Consider the following 13,470-nt stretch of genomic DNA (forward strand, 5'->3'; position numbering starts at 1 on the left):
ATATTCTAGGTTAGCTAACATAATATATACTCTATAATAATGAAAACTGTTGTAGAATATATATTATGTTTTTTTATTGCTAAATTAAATATGTTAAAATATAAATTAATAATATTAATGTTTATATTGACATTATTAATTATATTTTATATTATATATTTAATATGATTGTTTAGGGGGAGACAAAGTTGGAGAAATTTCTAGAAAGTAGAAAACTTGATATATTTAAAAACAAGGACTTTATGCTTTTACTATGTGGGCAATTGGCATCAAATATTGCTAATGCAGTACATAGTGCAGCGGTAGCATGGTTTATAATGAGTGCAGTTGGTGAAAGCAGTTCAGGAAAATATATAGCGATATTAGGAGCATGTAATATTATACCTTCCATATTATTTGGTCCAATTGCCGGAGTTTTTGTTGATAGATTTGATAGGAAGAAAATTATATATGGAACTGACTTTGTTAGAGGATTTTTATTTTTGATATTGGCATTGCTTACTTATTTTAAATTTTATCCAATGTTTTCCTTGTTTGTTTTAACAACCATGGGAGCACTTCTGGGAAGTTTATTTAATCCTGCAATAGATGCTTCTATTCCAAATGTAGTCAATGATAAGGATCTTACTCAGGCAAATTCATTAAATGGAATATCTAGACAATTGACTTGGGTTATCGGTGCTGCTATTTCTGGATTTTTGTATTATCATATAGGCATAGTAGGAATATTTGTTTTTGATGGAATATGTTTTGTATTATCAGCAATTTCAGAGATGTTTATCAATCTTCCTAAAAAGGATATTGAATCTAAAGTTAATCTCAAAAAGTTCAGTAAAGTTTTTTGGAATGATCTTAAAAGTGGAATTTTTTACATTGTTAAGCAAAAATCAATTATGATATTGTTGGGTTTCTCTTTGTTTTTAAATTTCATTTTTAGCCCACTATTTACAATTATACTCCCAAAGGTAGTTAAATTCACGCTGAAAATGTCTGCAAAGGAATATGGTATTATTGAAGCAGTATTCCCTATTGGTTCTATAATAGGAATGGTAATTATATCAATAATGTCAGATAACAAGAAGTGGTTTAAGATTATAATATTTTCTCTTATTACTCAGAGTGCTCTAATTATTTTATATGGAATTCCTATATTGCCTAGTGTACATGAAAAGCTAACAAATAATACTATTTTTATAATGTTTTGTACTATAGGTCTAATATTAACTATATTTAATGCTTTAGTAAATGTACCTATATATACTGCTTTTCAAAAGCTAGTTCCAGATGAGTATAGAGGAAGATTTTTTAGTGTTTTAAATATGGCTTCACAAGGTATTGTACCTGTTGGTTTGGCAGTAATGGGAATTATTTCTGATAAATTTGCTCCTTCAATAATATTTATTGTTTCAGGAATAGCATGTACACTCGTGTCTGCAAGTATGTTATTTGTTCCTGAACTGAGGAGTATAGAATATTAATATGTTAGTTTAAAAAAGGAGAGGAAGAATATTAAGAACATTGAAATAGATTATGGATAGTGCTTACATTTCTTGTGCAATGAAATAATATTTATTTCTATTTTTTCATGTTCTGTTTTTTTAATGAAGATAAAAACGCAGTCTGGTTGGTATCTTGAGTGCAACTTATGGCTATCAGTACTAGGAATTATTTAATAAATCCAAAACAATAGTTTAAAATATATAGATAATAGTTTATAATTAATGGAAAAGATCGATGTGTGATATACCTCGAAATAATTATTTAGAATAAATTGAGGAAGAAAGGTGATAAAAGATGTTGAGCTATTATGGTAGATTGTCTTCAGAAGTATATGATATGGACAAACCTATAGGTCATTCTTTTGGAGATGTGGAATTTTACATAAATAGATTAGAGTCATGCAAGGGACCTATTCTTGAACCTGCAACAGGAACTGGTCGCATATTAATTCCTCTTTTAGAAAAAGGATTAAATGTTGACGGATTTGACAGTTCAAAAGATATGTTAAATATATGTGAGAATAATTGTAAAAAAAGAGGTTTAAATCCTAAACTTTATGAGGCAAAGATGGAGTCTTTTTCGTTGGATACTAAATATGATGCTATTATAGTGCCGACGGGAACATTCCTTCTACTATATAAAAGAGCAGATTCAATAAAAGCATTAAAAAACTTTTATAAGCATCTATCTAATGATGGTAGATTAATTCTTGATATATCTTTACAAACTGATATTTCAATAGGTACAGTTTGTACAAAAACTTGGAAATGTTCTAATGGAGATATAATTACATTGGAAAATAAAATTGTAGAAATTGACTATATAAACCAATATACTATTTCCCATGGGCGATACGAAAAATGGCGTGAAGGGGTACTTATACAAACTGAATTAGAGTATTTCCCATTACGTTGGTATGGAGTAGAAGAGTTTAGATTAATACTTGAGAATATAGGATTTAAAAATATTGTGATTTCTTCAGACTATAAATTTGGGCAATATCCATCAAATTCTGAAGAAATAATTACTTTTGAGGCTGTTGTTACTAAATAAAAATAATCATAATGTATAATCACAACAAGATACAACATCATAGTTTAAAACAATCTAGTCAAATAATTGAACGAGAAGAACAACGGATGGAATATTATTCTGACCCAAAATCTATTATGATACATGGAAATGTGGATATTTGTTTTTAGAGTAATTCCTTTTATTGTGGCTATTAGTGGACAGCTTATTAAGGATTATGAAGTATGGAGAAGGTGATTCAATATATTTTTATGATTATGATAATCATCTTTTTGAATTTCATACAGGAACATTAAAAATCCGACTTCTTTGCTATCAGAAAGAACAAACTGATTAAATTTAATAGTAATAGAATAAGCATAATAGGGAGAGGTATCAATGACAAAGCAATTATCAGAGATGACCTTAGAAGAATTATGGGATTTGTTTCCCATTATCTTAAAAGAGCATAACTCAGATTATAGTGAATGGTATGAATTAGAAAAAGAAAATATCATAAAATATGTAGGTTTAAAAAATATTAAGAGAATCAACCACATTGGAAGTAGTGCAGTAAGTGGTTTAATTTCAAAACCGACAGTAGATATTCTAATGGAGATTGATGGAAATTTAGATATGGAACAATTTAAAATTGTTCTTGCGAATAATGGATGGATTCTAATGTCTGAAGAAAATAAAAGACTTGTATTTAATAAAGGATATACACCTGATGGATTTGCAGAAAAGGTATATCATCTACATGTCCGATATTTTGGGGACTGGGATGAGCTCTATTTTAGAGATTATCTTTTAGTGCATGATGATGTTGCTCATGAATATGGAGAACTTAAATTAAGTTTACTACCAGAGTACAAGCATAACCGTGATGGATATACTAGAGCAAAGTCAGATTTTATTTTGAAACATACAAAACTGGCAAGAGAAGAATTTGGGAATAGATATACTCCTAAAAAATGAACATATTTTATATTACTCAAAATTATAAAGGCATTGAGATAAAAAATCTTAGTGCCTTTATTTTTATATGGTCAAAATAAGTTAATAACTTTATTCTTTATAAGACACTGAGTTTTATTTTCCTGTTTTTAAGAAAATATTTAATGAAAATAAATTCACAAATCTGGGCAATAAAAGAGAGGATATATATTTTATATTATGCTAAACTTTCAATCAAGGAGGTAAATAGATGGAATGGTTAAAGAAGTTAAGCAAAGCAATTGATTATATAGAGGATAATTTGACTGGCAATATTTCTTATGAAGAAGCAGCTAGGATAGCTTGTTGCTCCACATATTATTTTCAGCGTATGTTTTCTTATGTTGCAGGTATTCCATTATCTGAATATATACGCCGTAGACGTATGACAGTAGCAGCTTTTGATTTGCAGACAAGTGATGCAAAAGTAATGGATGTTGGTTTAAAATACGGTTATGAATCTCCTACATCATTTAATCGTGCATTTCAAAATGTTCATGGTGTTCCTCCGACTGCTGCTCGAAAGTCGGGAACTTCATTACAAGCTTATCCACGTATTAGTTTTTCTATTAAAGTGACTGGAGGCGAGAGTATGAGATATCGAATCGAAACAAAAGATGCCATAAGAATTGTTGGAGTTAGAGTCCCATTACAAGAGAATCAAGAAGAAAATTTCCAAATTGTTCCTAAATTCTGGGATAAAATCTTAGAGGGAAATTTATATTCAGAAGTTTGTAAATTAGCTAATCAAGATCCCCAAGGTATTTTAGGTGTTACTGCTTATAAAAGTCCAAAAGAAATCTATTATTATATAGCAGTAGCTACAGATAAACCTGTACCAGAGGGAATGATGGAATTTAACATACCAGCAGCTACATGGGTTATATTTGCTGTCATGGGCATTTTCAAGAATCCATTCAAACAATTTTCAAACGATTTCTTACAGAATGGCTTCCTTTTTCTGGATATGAATATGCTGAGTTACCAGATGTAGAAGTTTATCCTATTAGCAATCCAAACTTAAAAGTTGGACATTCAGAAGTTTGGATTGCAATAAAAAAAGAAAACAAGGAGGAATAGAAGTGAATTATAAAATCGAAATTAGAGAAATTGAACCTATAAGGGTGGCATTTATGCGATATAAAGGTATTGTCACCGAGGCAAATAAAGTATTTCCAAATGTATTTAAGTCCATTGGAGGAAAAGCAAATGGTGTACCTTTTTTCAACTACTATGCTATAGATCCTCAAACTAAAATCGGTGAATTGGAACTGTGTGTTCCTACTGCTGAAATACCGACAGCAGGTGGTGTTGAAGTAAAAGAAATTCCGCGTATCAAAGCAGTTTGTGCTACACATATAGGTCCTTATGAAACGATGCAGAGTGCATATGTAGCTATTGAGCAATACGCAGAAGAACATAATTTGATATTACAACCACCATTTCGGGAAGTCTTCATAAAAGGACCAGGGATGTTTTTAAAAGGCAATCCTAATAAGTATATTACAGAAATTTTGTTTCCAATAAAAGAGGAGGAATAGAATGCTAGCAATTGAAACTCATGAATTGGTTAAACAATATAAGAATGGCGTTAGAGCCTTGGATAATTTAAATTTGGAAGTAAACAAGGGAGAAATTTTTTCTCTTCTAGGACCTAATGGTGCAGGAAAATCTTCTTTGATTAATATTCTCACAACTTTTTATAAACCCACATCTGGTAATGTAACTATGCTAGGTAAGGATATATGTAAGGAACCTGCTTGGGTTCGTACACAGATTGCCTGTGTTGCTCAGCATATTTCCATTGATGAACATTTGTCTCTTATGGAGAATATGACGTTTCAAAGTAGGTTGTACAAGGTAGAGCCTAAAGTGGCAAAGATAAGAATTAATTCTCTAATTGATATCTTTGAGCTTTCAAGATATTTAAAATATCCTACAGCATCCTATTCAGGTGGAGTAAAGCGTAGATTAGATATTGCCATGAACATGGTATCAATACCTAAGATTTTGTTTTTGGATGAACCTACAGTGGGAATGGATGTCATGTCGCGAAAAGCTATGTGGGAAATGTTGTTGAAAATTAGGGATGAATATGGAACAACTATTTTTCTTACAACCCATTATCTTGAAGAAGCTGATAGATTAAGTGATACCATCTGTATCATGAAGAATGGAAAAGAAGTGGCCCAAGGGACACTTGAAAGCTTAAGAGGTTATATTAGACAAAATATGCTTTGTATTGTATTTCCTAATACTAGGGAAGCAAAAAAATACAAAGGTATTCTTGAAAATATGGAGTTCACTAAATTTGCTGGTGTACGGGGCAATTCTGTTGTATTGGGTGTAGAGGACAGCAGGAATTCTTTCACAATAGTAAACAAATGGCTTTTGGAACATCATGTGGCATTTGACGCAATTGAAATCGTAGAACCTAGTTTGGAAGATGTATTCTTGGCATTAACTAGTTCAGAAGAAAATAGAGGGGGGAGAGGGTTATGATGAATATTTTGTGGAGAAATATAAAATGGAGATTTAAAAATAAGTTCACGATTATCATTACCATATTGCAACCTTTATTATGGTTGGTTTTATATAGTGCAGTTGCAGGATCAACAATGAAAGATACTGGCATTACAAATTATACTGCTTTTATACTTCCAGGTGTTATGTTTCTAGTAACATTTTCGTCTTGCAATAGTGGCGGAATCATGAATTTTCTTATGAAATCCAGTGGGAGTTTTTATCGTATTTTGATTTCTCCAGTAAGTCGCAGCTCTATTGTTTTTGCACAAATGTTAGAATCTATATTAGTATCATTCTTTGAGGTTACAATCCTATATGTAGTAAGTATTTTCTTTTCAGTTCATATAAGCTCTGGTATTTCGGGTATTATACTTATGGCAATATTAATTTTTTTGTTAGCATTTTTCTTATCTGGGCTTGCCTACACTATTAGTCTTTGTTTACCAAATGAAGTGGTCTATGAAACAGTTATGACAGCGATTGTATTACCTATTTTTTTCTTGAGCTCAGCTCTTTTTCCTCCTGAAAATCTGTCTGGAGGGCTGGCAGTATCTGTGAAACTCAATCCATTTACCCATGTTATAAATGCTCTGCGTAGTTTGATATTTGGAGAGAAGATAGTGTTTAGTGAGATACTACCTGTAATATTACTATTTGTATTGATGTGCTGTGGTAGCTATGCATTAGCAATGTGGAGGCTTAAAAACGAAACCAGTATTTAGCTGAAATTTAATAATTAAGGATAACCAAAACTTATAAATTAACTACTATTGGATATTCTATTGATGAAGTGAGTCCTAGATTAAGAAATGAAAAAAGTCAAGAAATGTTTCTTGACTTTTTTCATTGACATAGAAACATAGTAAGAATGAATTTTGTATTTGATCTAAATAATGCAGGAAAATGATGGTTGTTGTGTGAAGATTTTGATATAATAAATTTGTGCACTGATATGGGATAATACCTAAGCAAGATAAGGAAACTTGACCCAGAGGAAGTATAAGCAACAGATGGGAGTATCTACTATAAGGAATGTTAGATGACATATGTGGAAAAATAATAATTATATATAATTTTAGAGTAAAAGAGTGATTGCATAGAAGTTTTTAGATTAATTTTATTAAAAGCAATTGTTAAAAAATGTTAGCTAAGTGGTGAAGGGTATTATGGATAAATTCATTATTAGAAAATGTACATATGATGATTTAGAGGATGTTGTGTATTTACAACAATAATGGGCTACAGAGGATATAACTTATAGGTTTATTCCTGCGGATAAGAATTATTTAGAAATAAAACTTGGTATATATTTTTTAGTTGCTGAATTAAGGGATGAGATTATTGGATTTATCTATGGAACAGTTCATAAAGCAGAGGATATGGCTATTATAGATAGTGGACAACTTTATATTGAAGTAGAGGATATTTATGTTTCATTAAATAATAGGGGTACAGGGTTAGGTAGTCTTTTATTAGATAAAATATTAGAGTTAGCTAAAGAAAATGGAATTGAGAGGTCTTTAATTTATTCATCAACAAAAGATATGGATAGTATTATTAAATTTTATAAAAAACATGATTATAAAATATGGTGCATCCAAATGTTTAAATAATATTACTATAGTAGGAATTCCAGAAAAATCTGGACTGGTTATTAATGATGGTACAGTTAAAAATATAGGTTTTATAAAGAAGTTTACTCTGTAATTAAATAAGTCACAAAATTCGTTCTAATTATAATTCATAGTTTGCCATATGTTAGAAAAATGAATCATAAAGATTAATGTCTCTAACCTTAGGAACGTTAGGTGTAATTCTGGGAAAAAGCATATTAAAATAAGAAACATTTTAGAGGATAATTATGGATTTAGATAAACAGGTAAACACAGCGGGATATTCATTGGTTTTATTGATTTTAGGCAAAAGAATTGTTAGATGAAGAAAAACCGAATTTTGATTTAGCATTAGACCCTAAATATGACTGGAAACTTCATAATATTTATTTATTCTCAGTGGAAACAAATAAAAAGTTTTTAATATTTTAAAGGATGTTTACAAACTAACAAGTATTTGTAAGTTCTTTTTGTTTAAACAGAAACATAATACTGCTGATTGTGCATTGTATGAAAAAGCTGAAGGAGAAAAATTAAATGTATCAAGTCATTTCAAAGTTTAGTAATAAAGAAATGGAAAGATCATTTTAATCAATTTGGGAATTAAATATTTTAGAAAACATAAATAGTTCATATTAGAAAATAAAAAAATTCAAAGAAAGATTAATTTATCAAAGGTATAAGAAGGGCAAGCATGTCTTGAAACAAAAATATATAAATATATTATTGTTTCAATAAATAAATCAATGCCAGACTAAAGGTATAAAAGAGGAGAGACTTTATTTTGATAGAATTTAAATTAGCTAAAAAAGAAGATATAAAGAAAATTTCTAGTTTTATAGCAAAAATTAATAGTAAAGAAGAAAACCATATTGGTTACTGTGGCACTAACAGCGAGGAAATAGCAAATTCATTAATGAAAGACATAATAGATATTTCTTTCAATGAGAGCTTTATAATTGGTATTGAAGATGAGAAAATTATTGGAGTATTAGGCTTTGATACAGACTTTGAGAGTAATAGTGCTGAAATATGGGGACCATTCTTAAAGGAAGATAAATGGGATATTGTAGCTGAAATGTGGAGTAAGATGATAGAAATATTACCAAAGGGAATAGGCTTAATAAGTATGTTCATTAATAAGAAGAATAGAAATTGTTTAAGGTTAGCAGATAGCTTTCATTTTATCAAAGAGAGCGAAGAAATAATATTAAGTTTTGAACGAACTTATGCTCATAAGTTACAGGATACATCTATAATAGAACTTTCTACTGTCTATTATGAGGACATGCAGTTGCTCCATGATAAAGTTTTTCCTAACACATATTATAGTGGAAGCCAGATAATAGAAAGGCTAAATAATCATAGAAAAGTATTTATAGACATAAAAAATAATAAATTAACAGGGTATATCTATGTTGAAGTTAATCCAAAGTTTGGAGAGGGAAGTATAGAATTCTTTGCTGTAGATGAATTACAAAGAGGTAAAAGTATAGGAAGTAAATTATTGACTATGGCATTAAAATGGCTATTTACTTTTGATTCTATAAATAATATCATACTATGTGTTAATTCAGAAAATAAAAAAGCACTGGATTTATATAAGAGAGTAGGTTTTAAGCAAAAACATCAGTTGTACTATTTTACCAAGAAGTGTTAGATTCTTTGTATAATAAGAAGGGGTCACTAGAACATTTTAGTATAACATACCTATTCATTAAATATGGTTGCAGATGAGCTACGAAGGGAAATAGAAAAATGGTAAAGTGGTCTAAAACTTCTACTGATGATTTAAAGGCAATATATGATTATATTGCAAAAGACTTGGTGGTTTATGATAGGCGGTTTGTAGAAGAAATAATAAATAAATCTGACTACCTAAAAGAATATCCTAATATAGGTAGAGCTGTTCTAGAGTTAAGTAATCCAAGAATAAGATAATTAATTATCTATTCTTATATAATAGTATATCAGATACATAATGGAGATGCTGAGATATTAGCATTAGTCTATTCAAGGAGGAACTTTAATTTAGAAATTAAATAAAATATAATCTATGGAGAAAGGGCTTGACAGTATGATTAATTTAGTAACAGTTACTTATTTTATTAAGCCCTTTCTTTATACCTTATTTCTATAGCAGATGTTATTAAAAAATATTGTAGGCCAGCCGTTAACATTTATTATGTACAGTGGTGATATAAAGATTGGGTTTTGAAATCATAATTGTTGAGTTTAATATAGAAATAGTTTATTTTAGCATTATTACATGTAATCATAATTATTTATATAAATAGGATGCTGAAAATGAATATAGGATTTAATGTGCTTGCTGTTTTTGATAGCAATGGTAAGCATATTCTTAATGTTATAGGTTACTTTAGTAGGAGGGATTTGGAAATGAAAACTGATGTCTATTTTGTTCGTCATGCTCAGTCCGATCTTTCAATTAAGGATGATTTCATGCGTCCTTTATCAGAAATGGGAATTGTAGATACTAAGAAAGTCACAGACGCATTAATTGATAAGAACATTACTTCTATCTATTCAAGCCCGTTTAAAAGAGCTGTTGATACCATAAAGGATTTTGCTGAAAGGACAGGGCTTGAGATTAAAATTGATAATGATTTTCGTGAACGTAAGGTAGGGGAATGGGTAGAAGATTTTAAGACATTCTCACAAGGCCAATGGGAAGATTTTGATTTCAAACTTGCTCAAGGGGAGTCATTGAGAGAAGTACAAGAACGCAATATATCAGCACTTTTTGAAGTGGTAAAGAGTAATCTTGGTAAAAGTGTAGCTATTGTAACTCATGGCACTGCATTAAGTACCATTATAAATTATTTTAATCATGATTTTGGACATGCTGACTTTTGGAACATCGTTGAAAAAATGCCATATGTTTTACATTTTAGATTTGATGGTATGGAACTTGAGTATCTAAAAGAGATTGAGATTAAATAATATACAAAGGAGTGGAAATTATGATAAACAAAGAATTTCTCATATTAGAATTTGATGGGATATCAGAAAATATTATTGAGCCTTCAAAATTAATTAAAAAATAGATATATCTGAACGAGTTGTAATATGTTTCTATAGCAAAGTACTTGAGAAATTAGTTCAAGAAGGAAAGCTTTCAAGAAGGAAAGCTTAAGGAAATAAAAAATCTTTACTCTCAGATGGGTAAGCATCCAGTATATGAGTTAGAGTATAAAGGTGAAAAAGTTAGTGTATTTCATCCCGGAGTAGGAGTTGCACTTATGGAAGAGATTATTGCATTAGGAGGTAGAAAATTTATTTCTTACGGTAGTGGAGGGGTGTTAGATAAAAATATTGCAGCTGGTCATATTCTTGTACCTATTTCAGCTGTTAGAGATGGAGGAACTTCGTATCATTATATTAAACCAAGTAGAGAAGTTTCTGTAAATAGCCAAGCTGTAAAAGCAATTGAAAAAGTTTTAAAAGTACATAATTGTAGTTATATTCCTGTTAAAACATGGAGTATTGACTCTTTCTATAGAGAAACCAAAAATAAGATGAAATTGAGAAAAGAAGAGGGAGTTTGGCAGTAGAGATGGAATGTTCTGCTTTCTGTGCAGTTGCAAAATATAGAAATGTTACTTTTGGTCAAATAATTTATAGTGGTGACGATATTAGTTGTGAAGAGTGGAATTCACGTAGTGAGGTAGATAGAAAATTTACTAAGAAAGCATTATTTTGGTTTGCAGTTGAGGCAAGTCTAGAGTTATAAATATTTGAGGTAGTCATTGTGGTTTTAAGCATAAGGGTGCACTAGAACATTATATTTTTTACCCGGTGAAAAGTTTCATCAGAGTTTTTTAGTTCAGGGATGTTACAAATATAAAGATGTTAGGGCATTCCAATATAAATCTACATAGTAATAAAAAAAGAAGGGGTTTATCTTAATGACTTCATTGAAAGAAGCTGAATTCTGGTAGATATAATTGAAAATAGTTTCCACTTAAGGAAAGTCGCAGAAGCTTTATATGAATTTAAAATTGAAGATTGTTATATTGGTGCAGGTGCTATTGTACAAACTGTGTAGAACATATCAACTAATCGATTAGTTGACTATGGGATAGATGATATTGATATAGTTTTTTATAATTCGCAAGATATTGAGGAAAAACATGAGAAAAAAATTGTTGAGTATTTAAATCAAGAGTTAAGAGATTATTTTCTTTGGCTTGATGCAAAGAATGAAGGGAGAGTTCATTTATGGTATAAAGATAAATTGGGATATGATATTGAGCCATATAAGTCTATTGAAGATGCAATAGATACTTGGCCAACAACAGCCATTTCATTAGGAGTAAGGAAAATATCTGAAAAGTGTTGGGAGATTTATGCACCTTTTGGACTTAGGGATATTTTTAAAATGAAAGTAGTAGCTAATAACAGGCAAATAACGAAGGATATATATGATAGTAAAGTTAAGAAATGGGTTCAAAAATGGTCTGAATTAGAAGTAGTTCAGTGAGATAACAAATTAATCCCATTTGTTAGGAATAAAAAAGTATATATAAGAAAACCGCGTTGAAGGAGGCTATTTTTTTATGGAAAATAAAATGCTTTATGAAATAGAAACAAGGGTTTATTTTAGCAGTCAAGAGGAAGCATTTAATACCTTACCTTTTTTACATGAATGTTTAAAAAAGAAAACAGAATTTGAAACAAGAATGTATGGAATTGAATTATTTAACTCTGGTAAAATTCTTAGAGTTTCTCAAGTAAAAGATAATAAGAAGTTAAGAACGTATTTGGGCTATAAGGAACCAGATATAGGTAAAATATTTAATATAAGAAATGAAATTGATGAAGAAATAACTTACGGAATAAATGAAAGTTTTATTTTAAAATTTATTCAAGGAATAAAAAAAGAGGTTAATACAGGAAATATAAATAAATTACTTGAATCATTGGGGTATAAACAGTTCATGTCACTTACAGGTACTAATATAACAGGTTACTATGAAAAATTTCAAATAGATTTAAAGCTTATGAAATGTTCTACTTTAAAATATCCATTATTATTGGAAATAGAAAAATCTGCTGAAGTAGTTGAAGAGGCATTTTGTAAAGAGCTAGAACTAAAGAATTTTATATCTGAATATAAATTAGAAAGTCGAATTGTAAAAGAAGAACCGCCGATTTTACTAAGAAAGAGTATATAGCATAGGGGGGTATAAGGTTATGGAATTATTTTCTAAACCTGCTGTAGGTGGAATAATTGAAAAAAATATATCTGGAATAGATTATATATTAGTTCAAGATAGGTATAAGGATGATGCTAGATCAGAATTAGGATTAATTGAAATTCCTTCAGGTAAAATTAGAGAATTTGAAAATATTTTTAATTGTTTAAGAAGAGAGATTTGGGAAGAAACAGGGTTGGAAGTTACATATATTGAAGGCGAAAATGAAGCTATAATTTTTGAGGAAAATGATTATAAAGTTTTAAACTACATACCTTTCTCATGTAGTCAAAACATCAAAGGGATATACCCAATAATGGTACAAACATTTATTTGTAAAGCTAATGGAGAGTTGCTAAAACAGACAAATGAGACAAAAAATATTAGATGGATATCATTGAGCGAGTTACAAGAATTATTAGAAAATAATGAGGAGTCTTTTTATCCTATGCATGTTTTAACATTAAAGAAATATTTAAAATGTAAAACTAAATCTAAATAACTTATATAAAGGCCGAGTTTTTCTATATGCCTGTATCTAACTTAAAAAAGCATGAAGAATATTGTAGGTATTAGCAACAGCCGGAAATGTTTACAATATAGAA

General features: G+C 29.6%; 15 protein-coding genes and 1 pseudogene. All 16 read left to right on the plus strand.

Annotated features, from left to right (window positions below):
* The first annotated feature begins 188 nt into the window (after window positions 1-188).
* The gene (locus NSA23_RS07815; RefSeq protein WP_257490378.1) at window positions 189-1,478 is read left to right on the plus strand and encodes an MFS transporter; all 1,290 of its coding nucleotides are present in this window, start codon (window positions 189-191) and stop codon (window positions 1,476-1,478) included.
* A gap of 316 nt (window positions 1,479-1,794) precedes the next feature.
* Window positions 1,795-2,553, plus strand: a complete 759-nt coding sequence (locus NSA23_RS07820) for a class I SAM-dependent methyltransferase (RefSeq protein WP_257490379.1) — start codon at window positions 1,795-1,797, stop codon at window positions 2,551-2,553.
* A gap of 357 nt (window positions 2,554-2,910) precedes the next feature.
* Window positions 2,911-3,489, plus strand: coding sequence for a GrpB family protein (locus tag NSA23_RS07830; protein ID WP_257490380.1), 579 nt, complete (start codon window positions 2,911-2,913; stop codon window positions 3,487-3,489).
* Window positions 3,490-3,838: 349 nt separating this feature from the next.
* Window positions 3,839-4,506 (plus strand): annotated as a pseudogene (locus NSA23_RS07835) (AraC family transcriptional regulator); the annotation flags it as partial.
* Between the two features lie 83 nt (window positions 4,507-4,589).
* Window positions 4,590-5,048: a GyrI-like domain-containing protein gene (locus tag NSA23_RS07840; protein WP_042682962.1), complete on the plus strand. Its 459-nt coding sequence runs from the start codon at window positions 4,590-4,592 to the stop codon at window positions 5,046-5,048.
* 1 nt (window position 5,049) lies between these two features.
* The gene (locus NSA23_RS07845; protein ID WP_042682961.1) at window positions 5,050-6,009 is read left to right on the plus strand and encodes an ABC transporter ATP-binding protein; all 960 of its coding nucleotides are present in this window, start codon (window positions 5,050-5,052) and stop codon (window positions 6,007-6,009) included.
* Complete coding sequence (locus NSA23_RS07850) at window positions 6,009-6,755, plus strand: ABC transporter permease (RefSeq protein WP_042683095.1); 747 nt, start codon at window positions 6,009-6,011, stop codon at window positions 6,753-6,755. Before NSA23_RS07845 ends, NSA23_RS07850 begins: the two co-directional genes overlap by 1 nt.
* Before the next feature lie 570 nt (window positions 6,756-7,325).
* Complete coding sequence (locus NSA23_RS07855) at window positions 7,326-7,646, plus strand: GNAT family N-acetyltransferase (protein WP_420841078.1); 321 nt, start codon at window positions 7,326-7,328, stop codon at window positions 7,644-7,646.
* Window positions 7,647-8,430: 784 nt separating this feature from the next.
* Window positions 8,431-9,306, plus strand: coding sequence for a GNAT family N-acetyltransferase (locus NSA23_RS07860; protein WP_042682959.1), 876 nt, complete (start codon window positions 8,431-8,433; stop codon window positions 9,304-9,306).
* 98 nt (window positions 9,307-9,404) lie between these two features.
* Window positions 9,405-9,587 carry a type II toxin-antitoxin system RelE/ParE family toxin gene (locus NSA23_RS07865; protein WP_050069857.1) on the plus strand — a complete coding sequence of 61 codons (183 nt, stop codon included), beginning with the start codon at window positions 9,405-9,407 and terminating at the stop codon, window positions 9,585-9,587.
* Between the two features lie 366 nt (window positions 9,588-9,953).
* On the plus strand, window positions 9,954-10,610 hold the full coding sequence (locus tag NSA23_RS07870; RefSeq protein WP_222704803.1) for a histidine phosphatase family protein: 657 nt from the start codon (window positions 9,954-9,956) through the stop codon (window positions 10,608-10,610).
* A 218-nt stretch (window positions 10,611-10,828) separates the two neighbouring features.
* Complete coding sequence (locus NSA23_RS07875; protein WP_050069856.1) at window positions 10,829-11,221, plus strand: nucleoside phosphorylase; 393 nt, start codon at window positions 10,829-10,831, stop codon at window positions 11,219-11,221.
* Entirely contained in the window at window positions 11,212-11,400 is a 189-nt protein-coding gene (locus NSA23_RS07880; protein WP_147525000.1) for a nucleoside phosphorylase-I family protein, read from the plus strand. The genes NSA23_RS07875 and NSA23_RS07880 overlap by 10 nt, the downstream gene beginning before the upstream one ends.
* A 318-nt stretch (window positions 11,401-11,718) precedes the next feature.
* Complete coding sequence (locus tag NSA23_RS07885; protein ID WP_081915265.1) at window positions 11,719-12,150, plus strand: nucleotidyltransferase family protein; 432 nt, start codon at window positions 11,719-11,721, stop codon at window positions 12,148-12,150.
* 76 nt (window positions 12,151-12,226) lie between these two features.
* Window positions 12,227-12,844 (plus strand): hypothetical protein, encoded by a 618-nt coding sequence (locus tag NSA23_RS07890; RefSeq protein WP_042682958.1) that lies wholly within the window; start codon window positions 12,227-12,229, stop codon window positions 12,842-12,844.
* 19 nt (window positions 12,845-12,863) lie between these two features.
* Entirely contained in the window at window positions 12,864-13,367 is a 504-nt protein-coding gene (locus NSA23_RS07895) for an NUDIX hydrolase (RefSeq protein ID WP_042682957.1), read from the plus strand.
* Window positions 13,368-13,470 lie beyond the last annotated feature (103 nt).

Origin of the sequence: Anaerosalibacter massiliensis (assembly GCF_024623155.1) — a bacterium.
GTDB lineage: Bacteria > Bacillota > Clostridia > Tissierellales > Sporanaerobacteraceae > Anaerosalibacter > Anaerosalibacter massiliensis.

Bases quoted from the DNA above. Each gene is read 5' to 3' on its own strand.
- NSA23_RS07870 (WP_222704803.1), top strand. From the start codon at position 9,954: ATGAATATAGGATTTAATGTGCTTGCTGTTTTTGATAGCAATGGTAAG.
- NSA23_RS07845 (WP_042682961.1), top strand. From the start codon at position 5,050: ATGCTAGCAATTGAAACTCATGAATTGGTTAAACAATATAAGAATGGC.
- NSA23_RS07865 (WP_050069857.1), top strand. From the start codon at position 9,405: ATGGTAAAGTGGTCTAAAACTTCTACTGATGATTTAAAGGCAATATAT.
- NSA23_RS07895 (WP_042682957.1), top strand. From the start codon at position 12,864: ATGGAATTATTTTCTAAACCTGCTGTAGGTGGAATAATTGAAAAAAAT.
- NSA23_RS07890 (WP_042682958.1), top strand. From the start codon at position 12,227: ATGGAAAATAAAATGCTTTATGAAATAGAAACAAGGGTTTATTTTAGC.
- NSA23_RS07830 (WP_257490380.1), top strand. From the start codon at position 2,911: ATGACAAAGCAATTATCAGAGATGACCTTAGAAGAATTATGGGATTTG.
- NSA23_RS07820 (WP_257490379.1), top strand. From the start codon at position 1,795: ATGTTGAGCTATTATGGTAGATTGTCTTCAGAAGTATATGATATGGAC.
- NSA23_RS07850 (WP_042683095.1), top strand. From the start codon at position 6,009: ATGAATATTTTGTGGAGAAATATAAAATGGAGATTTAAAAATAAGTTC.
- NSA23_RS07875 (WP_050069856.1), top strand. From the start codon at position 10,829: ATGGGTAAGCATCCAGTATATGAGTTAGAGTATAAAGGTGAAAAAGTT.